Origin of the sequence: Paenibacillus terricola, assembly GCF_014779765.1 — a bacterium.
GTDB lineage: Bacteria > Bacillota > Bacilli > Paenibacillales > Paenibacillaceae > Paenibacillus_T > Paenibacillus_T terricola.
The window spans coordinates 1,033,364-1,050,910 of sequence record NZ_JACXZA010000002.1 but is presented as its reverse complement, the minus strand read 5'-3'; the positions used below and the strand labels follow the sequence as shown (position 1 = coordinate 1,050,910).

13 protein-coding genes are annotated in these 17,547 nt (G+C 47.8%); 12 read left to right on the top strand and 1 reads right to left on the bottom strand.

All coding sequences use genetic code 11. The features are described 5' to 3' along the window. The first annotated feature begins 155 nt into the window (after window positions 1-155). The 10 genes from H8B09_RS12080 to H8B09_RS12035 all read left to right on the top strand — a co-directional run bounded on the left by H8B09_RS12080 (window position 156) and on the right by H8B09_RS12035 (window position 14,133). Entirely contained in the window at window positions 156-1,964 is a 1,809-nt protein-coding gene (locus tag H8B09_RS12080) for a sensor histidine kinase (RefSeq protein WP_191203719.1), read from the top strand. 1 nt (window position 1,965) lies between these two features. Further along, entirely contained in the window at window positions 1,966-3,576 is a 1,611-nt protein-coding gene (locus H8B09_RS12075) for a response regulator (protein WP_191203718.1), read from the top strand. Between the two features lie 154 nt (window positions 3,577-3,730). After that, window positions 3,731-5,080: an ABC transporter substrate-binding protein gene (locus H8B09_RS12070; protein ID WP_191203717.1), complete on the top strand. Its 1,350-nt coding sequence runs from the start codon at window positions 3,731-3,733 to the stop codon at window positions 5,078-5,080. Window positions 5,081-5,179: 99 nt separating this feature from the next. Then, the gene (locus H8B09_RS12065) at window positions 5,180-6,064 is read left to right on the top strand and encodes a carbohydrate ABC transporter permease (RefSeq protein ID WP_191203716.1); all 885 of its coding nucleotides are present in this window, start codon (window positions 5,180-5,182) and stop codon (window positions 6,062-6,064) included. A 12-nt stretch (window positions 6,065-6,076) separates the two neighbouring features. Beyond that, a complete protein-coding gene (locus H8B09_RS12060) occupies window positions 6,077-6,889 on the top strand; it encodes a carbohydrate ABC transporter permease (protein WP_224753485.1) in 813 nt (270 codons plus the stop codon). Window positions 6,890-6,908: 19 nt separating this feature from the next. After that, window positions 6,909-10,937 carry a sugar-binding protein gene (locus tag H8B09_RS12055; RefSeq protein ID WP_224753484.1) on the top strand — a complete coding sequence of 1,343 codons (4,029 nt, stop codon included), beginning with the start codon at window positions 6,909-6,911 and terminating at the stop codon, window positions 10,935-10,937. Between the two features lie 166 nt (window positions 10,938-11,103). Continuing rightward, window positions 11,104-11,625: an ankyrin repeat domain-containing protein gene (locus H8B09_RS12050; RefSeq protein WP_191203714.1), complete on the top strand. Its 522-nt coding sequence runs from the start codon at window positions 11,104-11,106 to the stop codon at window positions 11,623-11,625. 100 nt (window positions 11,626-11,725) lie between these two features. Continuing rightward, the gene (locus H8B09_RS31240) at window positions 11,726-12,085 is read left to right on the top strand and encodes a DUF2306 domain-containing protein (protein WP_397376066.1); all 360 of its coding nucleotides are present in this window, start codon (window positions 11,726-11,728) and stop codon (window positions 12,083-12,085) included. Window positions 12,086-12,436: 351 nt separating this feature from the next. Beyond that, complete coding sequence (locus H8B09_RS12040; protein ID WP_224753483.1) at window positions 12,437-13,600, top strand: serine hydrolase domain-containing protein; 1,164 nt, start codon at window positions 12,437-12,439, stop codon at window positions 13,598-13,600. An 80-nt stretch (window positions 13,601-13,680) separates the two neighbouring features. Further along, window positions 13,681-14,133, top strand: coding sequence for a VOC family protein (locus H8B09_RS12035; protein WP_191203711.1), 453 nt, complete (start codon window positions 13,681-13,683; stop codon window positions 14,131-14,133). A gap of 92 nt (window positions 14,134-14,225) precedes the next feature. Here the strand turns inward: H8B09_RS12035 and H8B09_RS12030 are convergent, their stop codons facing one another. Continuing rightward, entirely contained in the window at window positions 14,226-15,056 is an 831-nt protein-coding gene (locus tag H8B09_RS12030) for a VanW family protein (protein WP_191203827.1), read from the bottom strand. Between the two features lie 219 nt (window positions 15,057-15,275). On the opposite strand from H8B09_RS12030, the gene H8B09_RS12025 reads away from it, so the two are divergent. Together H8B09_RS12025 and H8B09_RS12020 are read left to right on the top strand one after the other, a co-directional pair. After that, window positions 15,276-16,442, top strand: coding sequence for an epoxide hydrolase family protein (locus tag H8B09_RS12025; RefSeq protein ID WP_191203710.1), 1,167 nt, complete (start codon window positions 15,276-15,278; stop codon window positions 16,440-16,442). Window positions 16,443-16,523: 81 nt separating this feature from the next. Continuing rightward, on the top strand, window positions 16,524-17,453 hold the full coding sequence (locus H8B09_RS12020) for a helix-turn-helix transcriptional regulator (protein WP_191203709.1): 930 nt from the start codon (window positions 16,524-16,526) through the stop codon (window positions 17,451-17,453). Window positions 17,454-17,547: the final 94 nt, after the last annotated feature.

Sequence of the window (17,547 nt, the reverse complement as noted above, 5' to 3'; positions counted from 1 at the left end):
GCCTGTTTTTCAACGGACATTTTATACTAAACAAAAGGAAGTTAAAGAGGTTGCCGAGAATATGTACGGCAGTCTCTTTGTGCTGAAGGGAGGTTAATCGACTTGGATTATCGCGTTATTCTTCCATGATAGATATCGGTTGGGAGGCTCATAAAATGAAAAGGCTTTCAGTGTATCTCCGAGGGATCTCTATTAAAAATAAAATATTCACTTCGAATGTGTTCATCATTATCATTTCGATTTCGATACTTGCGTTTTTCGCCAACGTTGTTTCACAGAAAGTAATTAGGGAGAAGGCGGTCAATGATTCGTTGCGGGAGCTTATTCTCATTGATAATAATCTGCAGACTTTAATTTCGACGGTAGAAGATTATTCGAAAATTTTGGCGACGGATTTCCGACTGCAGAATGAGCTGTACAATGATCTATTGGTCAATAAAGCCATATCCCAATCTGGGTCGGATAAGGGACTAGATAACCTATCGATGAAGAAGACGCTCTCTGAAGTCATCAGCAACATTGTGGAGCCTAATACGAATATTAAAGCGGCAAGCATCCTCACCGCCAACCGACAATGGGTCGATGTAGGATATGCAGACAACGAATCTGCAGCCAGCATATTTGGGACGAATCCCAGCAAAGGAGACCATTCTAATATGCCAGTCTGGACGGGGCTGATCAAATTTAAGTTCCGCTATGCAGGCGACGATAACGTTTTTGCCGTATCTAAGACTGTCATTCACAAAGATACTGGCAAAGTCATTGGTTTGGTTGCTTTATATATCAAAGAAACGGTAATCTCCTCCATCTACGAAAAAAATCCAAACTACAAGGGCGGCGAGTTCTACATTCTCGATCGCAACGGAGAAATCATCTCCAGTCAAAATAAAGCGCTCTTGTATCGCGACTTTCACGAAGTCACCTCGATCTCGCTTCCCGTTTCGAATAGCGATGCCAGCCTTGTCACAAGCGTGGGGAAAGAACGGATGCTGGTATCCATTCGTCGTTTTGAGCCTCTGCAATGGTCGATTGTAAGTGCTGTACCGTTGGATGAAATCACGGTGGAGCGCAAAGAAATTAATAAATTGATTATGCTCACCGGCGTTACTTGCTTGCTGCTCGCATTAATGGTCTCGTTCTCGCTGTCTCGTTCCATCACAAGGCCCATATTCCGACTCTCCAAAACGATGAGGGAGATTCGCAACGGCAAGTTGGACGTTAGAAGCTCGTACCAATCAACGGACGAGATCGGCTATTTAAGCGATGGCTTCAATAATTTGATGGACCGAATAGAAGCGTTTATGGTTGAGAACGTAGAGGAACAGAAAATGAAGTCGGAAATTAAATTCAAGCTGCTGCAATCCCAGGTTAAGCCTCATTTCTTGTACAACACGGTGGAAACGATCATCTCGCTGATCAAGTTGAATATGCAGAAGGAAGCCATTGCCGCAGCGAAATATATGGCCGATTTCTATAAAATTTCGTTAAGCAAAGGCAACGATATCATATCGATAGAAGAAGAATTTCGATTGACGGAAAGCTACTTGGAAATCCAGCAGCTGCGATACGTGGAGTATATGGAATATACGATGCACATCGACGATGAAATCAACAAATGCGTGATTCCGAAATTGACGCTGCAGCCGATCGTAGAAAACGCCATCTATCACGGATTGAAGATGAAAACGGAAAAGGGCTTCTTGCGGATTACCGGAAGACGTTGCGGCGAGAATGTGATCATCGAAATCTACGATAACGGTGCGGGAATGAGCGATTCGCAAATCGCAACCATGTTATTGGAAGCCGAAGGTACTGGGGAAAACGTGAGTTTTGGTGCCAGAAGCGTACATAATCGCATTCGCATGCTGTACGGAGACAGATATGGCTTGGAAGTCGAGAGTGAGCCCGGCACTTATACCCAAATTACAATCCGTTTGCCGTTCAAGCCATCACAGGAGGGATAAAATGTACAAGGTGATGATCGTCGATGATGAATACTACTTCAGACAAGCGTTGAAAATCTCGCTGCCTTGGGGGGAACTGGGTTATGAGATCGCTGGCGAGGCCAAGAACGGGGAAGAAGCGCTTGCCCTAATGACCCAATTATCGCCGGATGTCGTCTTGGTTGATATCAACATGCCTATTATGGACGGTTTGGCGTTTATACAGCATGTCAATCGAAGCGGGCTGAGCACGAGATTTATCGTACTGACGGGGCAGAGCGAATTCGCCTATGCCAAACAAGCCGTACAGCTCGGCGTGTTTAATTACGTGCTTAAACCGATTGATGAGGAGGAGCTTAGAGGATCATTGCTTGACATCAAGCATCTGATCGAGAAGGAACGGGCCGAGAGACTCGAGCTGCTTCGCTTGCAGCAGCAGGCCATAGAGAATGTGCCTGTTTTGAAGGATCGATTGCTGCACGAATGGCTGCAAGGCCATGGTACCGCCATTGACTCCTCATCCTTCATGGAACGACTGCATGATTGGGGCATTGAATTGTATGGTCCCTGTTATCGGGTAATCGTAATCGACATTGATCCGATCACTAATTTCGTATCCGGAGAGAACAACAAGCAGGTCTACAAGCACGCCGTTCAGGATATCGTCCAACCAATGATTCCGAGCCTCTATTCCAGTGCCAGTTGTTATGATCCGGATGGGCGTTTTGTGATGATTATAGGTTCCGCATCGGATTCCTTCGAACAAATGGAGACGATTTGTGAAACGGTTCGAACATCGGTTCAGACGAATTTGCCCTGCACGGTTACGATCGGCGTTGGCAATGGGTACTTGGGCATGGAGTCGATCGCCATCTCGTACAAAGAAGCGCTTTACGCTTTGAAACACCGTTTTATAGGAGGCGGCAATCAAGTGATCGTTCATTCGAGACTAACGCAATCGGGGATGAAAGCCAGCTTGTTTTCCATCGAGAGGAGAAGCAGCCTATTAATGTGTTTGCGGATTGGCAATCAATCCGAGACGGAGACATGGATTACAGACTTTTTCCAGGATGCGCTCGCCAAGAAAGCTTCCATGGAGATGTTGCTTGTTTCCGGGCTAGAGATGGTATCCACTTGCTTGGAATTTCTCGATGAAATGTCTCAAACGGATCAGATCTATCAGGATGCGATTCGATCGGACATTTTGCAAACCTTCCAAGAGATGAATGCCTTCAGCCAGCTGGAAAGCTGGATTCGCAACTTGATTCTAAACGTTATGGCTCATGTCCATGAGGGGAAGCAAACGAGAGCGGTCAAAATCGTTGAAGAGGTGAAATCGTATATTCTGAATCACTACGGCAACGAGGAGTTGAGGATCGAAGAAATGGCGAAGAGCGTGCATATGAACTACAATCACCTGTGCTATGTGTTTAAAAAGGAAACCTCGATCACGATCAACGATTATTTGACCGAACTGCGCATCGCCAAAGCGAAGGAGCTGTTCGACCAAGGCGTGAAAGTCGTACAATATGTCGCTAGTCAGGTCGGTTACGCGGATGCCAATTATTTCAGCAAATGTTTCAAAAAATATATAGGGATTACACCCAGCAAGTACATCAACCACATCCAATAGAGCTGACAATATTGCTATCGGCCCGAGAATATTCTCTGCCATCCAAAGGGCGAAATCCGTACAATTTAAAGCAGGATCGATTGATAACGCTTACATGACCGACTAGAATAAGCGATCCCCAAAAAAGTGGATGAACGAAATAGGAGGTCAGAACATGAGTAAGAAAACGAAGATGCTGAGCGTTCTTCTTCTTTCTGCGATGCTTGTTTCGGTAACGGCTTGCAGCAGTTCGAAGGACGATACTCAGTCTTCAGGCCAATCGGATTCCCCAGCGGGGCAGACCGCAGGCAACAAAGACAATGGGGAGAAAATTAAACTGAGAGTGGTAACGATCACGACCGACGAGAATCGCAATAACATCATGGAAAAGTACATCAAACCTAACGTTGCCAAAGAGTTCCCTAATGTAGAAATCGAGTTCGAGCCGGGCGGCGGCGGCGAAGATATGGCGAACAAATTGAAAACGTACAATGCTTCCGGCGATATGCCCGACGTATTCTGGGATGATGCAGGTTTCTTTATTCCTTTGAAGAGCACGGGCAGCATTCTGGATTTGACGTCATACATCACCAAGGATGGATTTCTGAATAAATACGATGTCCCTGATGCGCTGAAGCATGTCGACGGCAAGATCTATAGCTTGTCATCCGGATCGGATACGTATTTCACGCCTGTCATTTTCTATCATAAGGATATGTTCGAGCAAGCCGGCGTGCAAGTTCCGAAGACGTTCGACGAATTGCTTGATGCAACGAAGAAGCTGACGAGCAAGGACATCGTGCCAGCCGTTACGCCTGGTAAGGATGGATGGGGGCCTCAGCTTTACATGCTTCAACAGATGATTCAAATCGGCGACCCGCAAGCAATGCAGGACCTTGTTGCCAATAAAACGGATTTCAACAATCCTTCGGTCAAGGCAGGGGTGGACCGCATTGTTCAATTGGTCAAAGCAGGCTTCTTCCCGAAAGGGATCGCCAATCTGGATTACGGTCCGGCGATGGAAATGTTTACATCGAAGAAAGCGGCCATGTTGATGATGTTTACGTGGGAATTGCCTAATCTGGCAAAGGACGATACGGTCGATTTCTTCCCGTTCCCAAGCGCAAGCGACAAATACGACCCGACCAAATACGTACAGTTCTGGGGTTCTCCTCTGAACGGATACGCGGTTAGCGCGAAGACAAAGCATCCGGACGAAGCAGTCAAGCTGGCCGAATTCTTGGCTACGATGGATGCCGAATACTTCCAATCCAATGGTGCGCCAGTGTCATTGAAGACGGGCGCGAATTTGCCGGAGCCGTCTCCGCTCATGAAGAAGTTCATTGATTGGTATAATCCGATTCCTACGAAAATCCCTTCTCTTGCATTAAACTCGTTGGATGCGAAAACCTCGGCAGAGCTGGCTACTCAAGGAGCGAATTTGCTGACAGGCGAATACGCTGCCGATCAGTTTGCGGCAGCGCTGCAAAAGGCTTGGAGCGAGAATACATGGTTTAAGCAGTAAGTAAGTGCTGACAACAGAATAAGTTCATATTCCCCCGGGGAGACAGCTAAATCTCCGGGGGGATATGACAAATAAATAAACCAAAAGATGGAGAGAGCCATGAACAAGTATTACAGCACCAAGTTGTCCCTATTCGTGTTTGCCGTACCCGCATTGCTGCTGTTTACCGTATTCTGCGTTTATCCTTTGCTGCCCGAATTATGGATGAGTTTGCATAATAATAACGGCTTTCAGAATTTGGGCTTCGTTGGACTGGATAATTACAAGGACGCTTTGTTCTCTTCTTCTTTCTGGACTGCGCATAAGAACACGTATCTGATTGTAGGGATTTCCGTATTGATCGGGCTGCCGCTTTCCCTTATGCTGGCGCTGTTCATGGATGTGCAGACCCCGAGGCTGCGTCGTTTCTTCAAGACATCGGCCATGTTTCCCGCTATTTTGTCCGTGACGGTCGTCTCGGAGATGTGGGTGGCCTTCTACGAACCGAACTGGGGTTTGTTCAACAGCATGCTGCAATCCGTCGGTCTATCATCCTGGACCCATTCTTGGCTTACGGAACGGGCGACGGTGATGCCTAGCATCGGGCTGGCCTTTCTCTGGCAATATATCGGTCTGAATGGCATGCTCTTCTATGCGGGCATCAAGTCGATTCCTAGAAATTATTACGAAGCGGCGTTGATTGACGGCGCCAACTTTGTACAAGTCAGCTTGCGGATCACGATTCCCTTATTGCAAGATATCGTCAAATACGTATTGATCCTTTCCACGCTTGGTTCGATGGCCTTTTATGCGCAAGTCCGCGTGATGACATCCGGCGGCCCCGGCGATTTGTCCAGAACGGTCGTCTACCAAATGTATTACACGGCATTCGACACGTCTGAATTCGGCAAAGGAACGGCCATTGCGGTTATCTTTATCCTAGAATGTCTCTTGATTTCCTTTCTCATTCAGCGGTTCGTCGCAAGAGAAAAGATAGAGTTCTAGGAGGTGGTTAACTTGAAAGTATTGAGCCGCGTCTTTTGGCTGGTCGTCAGCTGCACATTTCTGTTTCCCTTGTATTGGATGATAACGATTTCATTGAAATCTAAAAGCGAAGCGTATAACAATCCGTTCGGCATCCCGCATGCTTGGGACTGGCTGAACTTCCGCGAATCGCTGTCCAAGTATCATTTCTTTACCTACTTCGAGAACAGCCTAATTTATACCGTAGGCACGATTGTCATTACGCTCATCGCTGGGAGCATGCTCGCTTACTGTTTAAGCCGCATGAATTGGAAATTCAGCGGAGTAACGTTGTTTTATGTGTCCTTGGGTCTGATTGTACCTATTGAAGTCGTCGTGATTCCGCTTTTTCAATTGGTCAAGCTACTGCATCTTAAGGACAGCTACTTTGCTCTCATTCTTCCTTATTCCGGATTTTCTATCGCTTCCTGTGTACTGATGCTGTACGCCTTTCTCCGCACGCTGCCCAAGGAATTGGAAGAAGCCTCTTGCATTGACGGGGCCAACGTCTACCAGACTTTTTTTTCAATAATATTTCCGATCGTCATGCCTGCGCTGGTGACCCAATGCGTCTTGATATTCATGCGAATTTGGAACGAGTTTCCGCTTTCCTTCATTATTGCCTCCAAAGACCAATTCCGTCCGCTCACCGTCGGCTTGTTCAGCTTCTTCGTAAGCGTCGGCGTTTCGGACTGGGGACTTATCGGCGCATCTATGATTCTCTCTAGTTTACCTACGATTATCGTCTATATGATCGGCAACGAGAAGATTGAAGACGCATTGACGGCAGGGGCTATTTTGAAGTGATGAATGAAAGGGGATGCATATGATGTTAAGCATTTCGTTCAAAAGGGAATGGCGGTCTATCCTTATGATGGTCTTGATCGTCGTTCTTGTCATGGCCAATTTTACAGTTCCCCAGGCTGCTTCGGCTGCGGAGACGCCGGCAGTGCAGGCACAATATTTCGTATCGCCCAGCGGGAATGATGCCAATCCGGGAACGATCGACGAACCTTTCAGAACCATCCAGCATGCAAGGGATATTGTTCGTTCCGTCAATGCAAGCATGACGGGGGATATCTATGTGTATCTACGTGGCGGAAACTATCAAGTATCGAGCACGATCGAATTTACGCCAAGCGATTCTGGCACTAATGGCTATCATATTATTTATCAAGCTTACCCGAATGAGACTCCGGTGCTGAATGGAGGCGTCCAAGTTACCGGTTGGACTCAGCATGCGGGGAATATATGGAAGGCGCCGTTGGATCGAAGCAATAAACTTCGCGCGCTATATGTGAATGACAAGAGGGCGCTCATGGCCTCGAAGACGATTAATTCGTTAGGCTGCTACGGCACGTATGCCATAACGGCCGGTCAAGCCGATTGGGCATGGGAATCAGGCTCTCAATGTGATGGAGCCAAATACAACCTGACGGATTTTCCTAACATCCAATCGAATCAAGCCGATGTCGAAATCGAAACGAGGACGACCTGGAACACGGCGATCGTAGGGGTTCGCCAAGTGACGACTACCCCTGACGGAGCTAATCGCGTGGCCTTGTTCCAAGAGCCGGGAGCGGCTATCGCTCAAGGCTCCTTCAATGGCAACTTCCAGATCGGAGGCAGCCACAAAATCATGAACGCTTATGAATTTCTGGATGCGCCGGGCGAATTTTATTACGATAGAACGAATAAAACCGTATATTACTACAAGGCCGATAACGAGGATATGACCGCGGCGCAAGTCTACGCTCCGAACAATGTAGCAACGATTCTTAAAGTGGCAGGCGCCTCAACAAGCGATCACGTGCGCAATCTGACTTTCGATGGGATCACGGTGGAGCATTCCGATTGGAACCTATCCGAAATAGACGGTTCGGTATTCAAACAAGTGCAGCAAGGCAATCTCAGCGCAATCGCTTATGCGAAACAAAACTTTCACGCTTACAATTATCGCAATGTCGATACGGAGCCTAGTGCCATTGATATTGAGAATGCCGATGGAATCATGCTTCTTAATAGTAAGGTGGAGCATACCGGAGCAGACGGCATCAGCATGGTGAACGACGTTTCGAACTCGAAGCTGATAGGAAACGCTGCGAACGATATCGGTGGAGCCGCTATTTCGATCGGACATCCTCAGCACGTGTATATCGGCGATTATACGTCTACGAATCATGAGAAATATGCAGTGGACCGAGAGGGCGTTTGCAAGAACATTGAGATCAAGAATAACTATCTCTATGACAGCGGAGTGCTGTTCAACGGTTCCGCCGCTATCCAAGCTTTTTTTGTCGACTCCCTATCGATACAGCATAATCGGATCGAGAAAACGCCATATGTCGGCATCTCGCTCGGTTGGGGATGGTGGAACTTCGATGGTTCGTCAGGATCCATCGTGCCGGGAGTACCTACCACTACAGCCCAAAACAACGATATCAGCTACAACCAAATTATTGACACCATGCAGAAATTGGACGACGGCGCGCCGATCTATACGTTAGGCAACCAGCCGACAACCATGATTAGCAATAACTACTTGAAAGGCGTTCCGGCAGGCCATAAATACGGGCTGCATCCTGACGAAGGTTCGGCTTATATCAACTTTAGCAATAACGTATTGGATATCGACCCGAATATCATGTATACGATCAATTCCGACGACTGGGGAAGAAAGCATGATCTGAGCATCACTCAAACCTATAGCAACGTCAACAAAATATCCAATAAAAATCTGCCGAGCAGCGTCGTTGAAGACATCCTATATTATCAGGACAGCGTATGGCCGTTGGCAGGCTATAACATCGCATTGAATGCTGGTCTGGAAGGTCCGTATCGGCATCTGGCGTCGCCATCCCATACTCCAGTACAAGATGCTGCGCTCCCAGCGAGTGTTTATATCAATCCGCCGACAGTTTCGATCCCTATACAGCCTGCGGGAGATGCCGCCAATACCGTATGGCTTGCGCCTGTGGGCACAACGAATTTCATCGAAGGTCCGAGCATGACGAAGGCTAATGGAGATGCTGCTTCTATAGCGGTTCCACAGACTGCCGGGACCTATCATCTCTATGTTGTAAACGCACAGGGCAATCCCTCTGCTCCATCGCAATCGGTGGTAAGATACGCCTTGCATGGAACCGGTCAAGTGGTCTCGAAGCCGTTAACTGTCGGGAAAACATCCTTGTCCGTCGATGGATCCATGGATGCGATCTTGAAGGCCGTCGCGGCGAATGAAATCAAAGACGCCAATGATACGGCAATAGCAGACTTCCGTACAACCTATGACGATTCCTATCTCTATCTATTCGCCAATGTCCACGACACAACCAAGGATGCAGCGGACAAAGTACAGGTTTATATCAACGGAACGAATCCTTATACGTTGTCTCGCGACAACAGCACCGTTCAAGGGACCAACTATAAGATCGCAGAGACAAGCGGAGGTTATCGTCTGGAAGCGGCCGTTCCATTGGATCATGCTTCAGGCGGCCAGAATTCGAAGTTTGACCTTCGCGTTACCGACGGGCATGCAGCAGGACCCGTTGCTTGGAACGATCCGGACAATGCGGATACCGACCTCAGTCACTTCGCTGCACTAACATGGGGCGGACCGCTCCGATTAACCTATGTTATCCATGGTACGCCGACAGGCTTCGACGATCCGCAGTGGAACAATGCCGATCAGATCGTCATGGATCAATTCGTTCAAGGAACGAGCGGAGCAACCGGCACGGCGAAGACGATGTGGGACGATCAATATTTATATGTTCGCGCTGAAATCCATGATCCGATCTTGCGAAAAGATTCACGCAACCCCTGGGAGCAAGATTCCATTGAAATTTTCGTGGATCAGGATCATAAGCGAACAAGCAATATCGAGAGTGACGACGGCCAGTATCGCATCAACTTCGCAAACGAGCAAACCGTTGACCATCGTTCAAGCGGATCGACCTTCGACACCGTCACGAGCACAGTCTCCGACGCAGGCGGTCAGACTGCGGGATATAACGTCTTTGCTAGAATTAAGCTGGATCGGATTGCCCCGCAAATCGGCACATTGGTCGGATTTGATGTTTCCGTCAACAACTCGGATAACGATAAAGGAATGCGCGACAGCGTAGCGGTGTGGTGCGATGTCACCGGCCAACAGTGGCAGAACAGCTCCAATCTTGGAACCGCTCTACTGGTACAGGATATCCCGAGTGATACGGGCGGGGATCAAGCGCCTCCGACAACTACGTATACGATCGACCCCGAGACGCCTAGCGGAACGAACGGGTGGTATAACAAGGACGTGACGATATCACTGCATGCCGAGGATAATGCGAACGGTTCCGGTGTTTCCGGAACGGAATACCGAATGAATAACGGAGAATGGATTTCTTATCAAGCGCCGTTCACACTGTCGGCCGATGGACGTTATCAAATCGACTACCGCAGCGTAGACCATTCAGGCAACGTAGAGCCGTTCAAAACCTTCGAAGTGAATATTGACCGTACTGCACCACAATTAGCAATTTCATTGGACCAAACGATGATATGGCCGGCCAACAAAAAGATGGTTCCGATCCATGTCGCCGTAGCATCGTCGGATTCCGTATCCGGTCTGGAATCCGTCGTATTAACTTCGATTACGAGCAATGAAAAGCTTCAGCCAACGGATATTCAAAAAGCAAACTACAATGTTCCGCTGATTGATTCTTCCGATTCATTCGAGGTGCGTGCGGATCGTTCGGGCGATGGAGACGGCCGTGTTTATACCATCACCTATACGGCGAAGGATTTGGCCGGCAATGCGGCCACAGCGTCCGTTAACGTGACTGTTCCACACGACCAATCGAACAAATAAGTGGAAGGAGGACGAAGATCCCCCGAAATATCGGGGTTCTTCGTCCTTCATTTTGTTTAAACAATACGAAAGATGGACGTTTTCAGGGATATTTTGGTACACTTGAACTTCAAGTTAACCTGTAACAAATGAAGAAAGAATATCGAATTTATCGGAGGTAAACGAAGTGGAGTATAATCCAAAGATTGACGATGTTTTCGATGCCATTCAGACAGGCACAATTTCAACGCTGCAGCAACTGATAGAAACGAATGCTAGTCTTGCGAACGCTGAGAGTAAAGATGGACTTACGCCTCTGGGATTCGCGGCGCATTATGGCAATATAGACGCTGTACAGATTCTGATCAATCATAATGCCGATGTAAATGCAGTGTCTCATTCGAAACTATCATTCATTCCATCGAATACGGCATTGCATTCTTCATTAGCAGGGGCACGTAATATAGATGTGATCAAGCTGTTCCTGGCTCATCAGGCGCAGACGAATATATTCGATAGCAACGGTCATACCTGTGTACACACCGCTGCATTTCATGACGATAACCTAGACATCATTCGTTTGTTAGTTGACCATGGCGCCGACGTTAACGCTAAAGTTGAAGGTGGAGATTCAGCATTGGCATTGGCAGTTCAGCAAGGCAATAATAGAGTGGTGGAGCTTCTTCGACAATTAGGGGCAACTATGTAATACTCAAACGTGTTGACCTAATTAATTGACAAATAAGCCTCAGAGCATCGTCTCTGAGGCTTATTTGTAATAATGCTATAATTGTAGTCCGCATTCGACAATTCCCGGCCTACGGTCCATACGGCCGCACATACACCGCATGGTCGGACGGTTCTATCTTGGCTTCGTGGCCGTCGGCAGCGTTTCCGGGCTCGTCTTCGGCATGTACACGGAAAGCTATGTTCGTCAAATGACCTTTTTGACCTTGGTGGCGCTGTGGCTATTTACCGGATGGAGAGGATATTCGGCCGCCCGGCGTAGGCAATTCGGTACACACGGCGCGTGGATGATCCGTAATTATGCCCTGACTCTGGTCGCAGCTACCACACGACTTGTGACGCCGATCTGCATTTTGGTGTATATCGCAGGGCATCGGAACGAGCCGTTCCAAGGTGTTCCGGTGATACTTGATCATGTTTGAAGTCAATATTTGGGCAGGCTGGTTATCAATTTCACGATTTCGGAATGGATCATCATCAATCGTCTTAAGAGGCTGGACTAATAGCGATTCTTACGTTGATGTTATTGAAAATGGGCACCAAACATTTGAATTTTACAAAAGGAAAGATTACAATAACATAAATTCCCAATGAAGGGTGGTCGTATTTGATGGCAAATCACTTTGCCAGCATGCTGCGCGGCTCATGCAAAGCCTATTCTTAGGGCGAGCCTTTGCATGGGCGGACATATGCATCTTTAGTTCGCCAGCATGACGTTTCTAAGGGTAGGCTCTGCACCTTATTGTTCAATCCATATAAGGGAGTTGAGTGCATTGACCAATCGATTTAATAGAAAACGTCAAAATCTCGTAGATCTTCAGAATGATGTGCAGCAATTATTAGATGATCTTGCGGACAACGATATCGGCGCAGGATTTCAAGCAGCAGCCTATTGGCATGGAGAGTTGGTTCTGAATGCTTGTTCAGGCAGTGCGGATTCCGCAGGACTACGATCCGTTGACTCCGATACCTTATTCATTGTGCAATCTTGTTCCAAAGGCATTGTTTCAACTGCCATTCATATTCTCGTCCAACAGGGCAAATTGGATTATGATGAACGGATTTCCCGTTACTGGCCTGAATTCGGAGCGAATGGCAAGGACAAGATTACTCTCCGTCAAGTGCTTACCCATACGGCAGGAGTTCCCTTGATGCCCACGTACGCGGATATGCGGCTCATCACGGACTGGAGAGCGATGGTCAGTGAAATGGAGAAGCTGGAGCCCATCTGGGAACCTGGCAGCAAGTCTGGTTACCATGGTCTGACTTTTGGTTGGATTTTGGGGGAGACCGCATCCCGAGCAGATGGGCGGACTTTTGCTCAAATTGTTCACGACGAGATATGCAAGCCATTAGGTATTGAAAAGGGTATGTACTTAGGCGCTTCCTCGGAGGCAGAATCCCGTATCGCCGAGATTAGCGGTGACGCCGTTCCGATTGCTTCCATGCCGGACGATATGCTTTTCAAACGAGTTCTGCCTCCAGCCCTGGTCCCAGTTGCAAATCCTGAATGGAATTCGCCGTGGTTCCATGCAGCGGCAGTACCTGCCGTGAATGTCGTTGCTACGGCTCAGGCGTTAGCGTGCATGTATGCATCATTGATTGGCCACGGTGTGGATAGTGGCAGACGTCTGCTCGAGCCAGCCTCCGTAATGGAGGCGACGTCACTGCATTTTGAAGGCGTCGACGAAGTTGCGCTCGCTCCCATTAAATTGGGGCTAGGCTATAGCCTTAGTCAAGATGGCGATACCATGGGTGGTAGCCCGACAGCTTTCGGTTACGCCGGTTTGGGCGGCATGATTGGATATGCCGATGCATCGAATGGCCTTGCCGTTGCGGTACTGTGTAATCGAATGAAGGGCGGAAGGGGGAAGCGATCCCCTGATCGGCTTGTATCTGATCTAATTCGTGAGAAACTAAGAATCGCTGAGTTATAAATTTATGTCTTTAGAAGAACTGGCCCGACTTGTTTATAGTCGGGCCGGTTCAATAATCGTCTACATAAGGAGATAAATCGATGACACAAAACAAATTACTAAGGATGGATAATGTTGGAATTGTTGTAGAATCCCTTGATCACGCAATATCTTTCTTCGAGGAAATTGGATTGAAGCTTGAAGGGCGAGCTACCGTCGAAGGTGAATGGGCTGGTCGCGTAACTGGGCTAGGTTCACAGAAAGTAGAGATTGCTATGATGATCACCCCAGATGGCCACAGCCGACTTGAGCTTTCGCGATTTATCGACCCGCCTACTATATCCGATCACCGAACTGCTCCTGTTAATGCCCTTGGTTATCTACGCGTCATGTTCACCGTTGAAGACATTGACGAATTGGTATCCAGACTCACGAAGCATGGTGCCCAGATCGTTGGCGAAGTGGTTCAGTACGAGAACTCGTATAAGCTCTGCTACATTCGTGGAACTGAAGGGCTTCTAATCGGTTTGGCGGAACAACTCGGAAATAAATAAGCAGCTTGCGGCAATGGTAGAGGCCATCAGTCTTATCCTATTTAATCAACTCAGCCTCATAAATGGTTTGATAATCATTAATGACCAATGAGTCACAGATTCTCAGCTTTAGTCGTATGTTCTGGCAGCAGAGGTTCATACATCATAATTGCATGATTGTCAGTGATGAATTCGTCGGCAATAAGCTGGTTGTCCAAATTGTACATTTTTCTGTAAATGGTATTATGCCGTACATAACCGCCCCAATGAGCTCGGGTAATCCAGTGTTCCTGTTCATAAACCTCATACCTAGCTGTTGGTGGATGGACGGCTCTCCATTCGCCAATTAGGTGGGTGTCCGTCAAATAAACGATAAGCTGGTAGTTCTGATTGGTTTCGTTCTGGATCTGAAGATCGAGATAATTATAAGCGCATGTCGCACCGCTGCCGAATGGCTGACTTCGCTTGGAATCAGGGAACACATCATAGCTATGCCGGTATCGTTCAGTCACCGTTAGTGGCGAGTGTAATGTCATCCAATATATCAGGTTTGATAATTGACACAATCCTCCGCCTACACCTGTCGTGACCTTCCCATAAAATAGGATCATACCATCCACATACCCTTTACGCTTGGTTGTGTTTCCGATTGAACGCCAGTAGGAGAACGTTTCGCCCGGTTTAATGACGACCCCGTTGATCCTATTGGAAGCGATTGTAAGGTTCTTTACCTTATTGTGCTGCAACCACATATCCACGTCTTTGAGCTGCCGAAGCAGAGGAGTCTGGTGTGTAAAGATAAGATACGGTAAGATTGAATCCTTTTGCTGGGATGCATAGGATTTACTGCTGAAGTGCCAATCCCAATAACGTCTCAATCGATAATACTTTTTGCCTAAATAAACACGGAGCGAACTTCTTCTCACTGGTTTTAGGGAGTCCATTTGACCATCTCCTTTCAGCCTGTCTTTGTATACAATGACGCTCAATCGATAACAGATAGTTGCAGGCAATCCAGTCAATCCTGCAAAGATTGTCCCAAAGTCTGTAAAAAACTTAATTTCCTCCAACCACCCTGACACTATGTTGTCAGGGTCGCAGCTTTATAGTGAGAAGAGTAGAGAACAAATACGACGCTTCTCAAAATAAGGAGGATGTTCAAAATGACAAATGTAAATCAAATGACGCAAACGGTTGATTCCGAAATTCGTCCGTTCCACATCGCCGTACCGCAAAGCGACCTCGATGATCTACGTCAACGCTTATCGCTAAGCCGTCTGCCGCATGCATCGAAATCTGCAGACTGGAAATACGGATCGAAGCTGTCGCGTGTACAAGAGCTGATTGCTTATTGGAATCAACAATACGATTGGCGCAAACACGAATCGAGATTGAATAGCTGGCCGCAGTTCACAACGACGATCGATGGCGCGAACATCCACTTCATGCATATCGTATCGCCAGAACCGGATGCCATTCCGTTACTGTTAACGCATGCTTGGCCAAGTTCGATCGCGGAGTTCCTTGATGTTATTGGTCCGCTTTCCAACCCGAGTGCTTATGGCGGTAATCCGAAGGATGCTTTCCACTTAGTCATTCCATCGGTTCCGGGTTTCGGTTTCTCCGGCTCTGATCTAGGTGAAGGTTGGGATATACCACGAATAGCCAAAGCTTGGGATACGTTAATGAAGCGGCTCGGTTACATGGAATATGGATCACATGGCAGTGACGTTGGTACATTAGTCTCGCGGGAACTGGGCGTTCAGCGTACGGAAGGGCTGCTAGGCATCCATGTTCTGCAGCTGTTTTCTTTCCCGTCCGGCGATCCGGCAGAGATGGAAGGTTTGTCGCAAGACGATTGGGCGCGACTACAATTTCTTGGAGCTTTTCAAGATCGAGCCGGCTTTAACGTCATTCAATCCACGCGTCCTCAGACATTAGCATATGCGTTGTCCGACTCGCCTGTGGGTCAGCTATCATGGATTCTCGATATGTTCGATGGTTTCGGCGATCATGAAGGTTTTATAGACCAAGATGCGCTGCTTACGAACGTCATGATTTACTGGCTGACGAATACAGCAGAGTCGTCGTCCCGTCTCTATTATGAGAACGCCCATGTAACGAATCCATTAGCAGGGGAGAAGAATGCCGCTCTGACAGGCATCTCCGTCTTCGGTAATGACTTCCGAACGATCCGTCGTTTTGCAGAAAGAGACAATACGAACATCGTGTTCTGGACGGAACATGAGCGCGGGACTCATTTTGCAGCAATCGATGAGCCTGAGACGCTTACTTCGGATATCCGATCGTTTTTCCGTCGTTTCCGCTAAGAAGGGTTTATGGGGACGTACGGCGAAAGATAAAAACTGGTCGAATCGAAAGATAGGGATGAATTAAGGGGGGACCCCGGAATGAAACTGGACCGCTTGCTCGCGATAACGATGGCTTTGCTCAATCAAACACGTGTCAGCGCAACGGAGCTGTCTCAGCGGTTCGAGGTTTCCCTCCGTACGATATATCGCGATATGGAAGCGATCAATCTCGCGGGCATCCCCATTGTGTCCTTCGCTGGTTCTGATGGAGGTTACGAGATTATGTCCGGCTACCGAATCGATAAGCAACTGCTATCTTTGGACGACTTCGCGGCCATCGTGACGGCTTTGCGCGGGGCACGTTCTGCTACAGACGGCTCGGATCTTGATGGTCTTCTCGAACGAATAGGAGCGATGATGCCCGAGCGACCGAGCAGCGTTCCAGATAATCATGTCAATCTTGATTTTCAGCCCAATCCGAATGATAAGGCAAAGATTGGGCCGCTGCGACGGGTGATCAAAGATAGGCATTTGATTCATATGTGTTACTTAGATAACAAGGGGAATGAATCGGATCGAACGATTGAACCGATGGGTCTCTTCCTCAAGGCATATACGTGGTATCTCTACGGATATTGCCGAACAAGAGGAGCTTTCCGCGTATTCCGTCTGAGCCGAATTCTTCGGATGACGGAGCTTGAGGAATTATTCGAGCGTAGGGACTATACGCTGCACGATATCGAACGCGAGTTCATGGGGCGGGCGGATTTCTCCAAGGTAAGGGCTATGCTGCTGTTTCAACCGGCTGCCCGAAGCCGAGTTTTAGACGAATTCGGCTTCCAGCAAGCGATCAACAATCCGGACGGTACCTTGACGCTCGAAGCGTATTTTTCATCGGAAGAGAAAGCGATTCAGAATATATTGAGCTATGGCCCGCTGGTTGAAGTGCAGGAGCCGACTGCGATCAGGACGGAACTTTGTACAAGAATTAAGGAGATGACACGACTATACAGATTGAAGGAAGAGTAACAGAGATTAATGTATCGTTTCGACTATAGTGTTTTTATTCAGGTAGCACTCAAAGTCTAAAAACATATATTTTGAAAAATGAATTGTGTTTCCC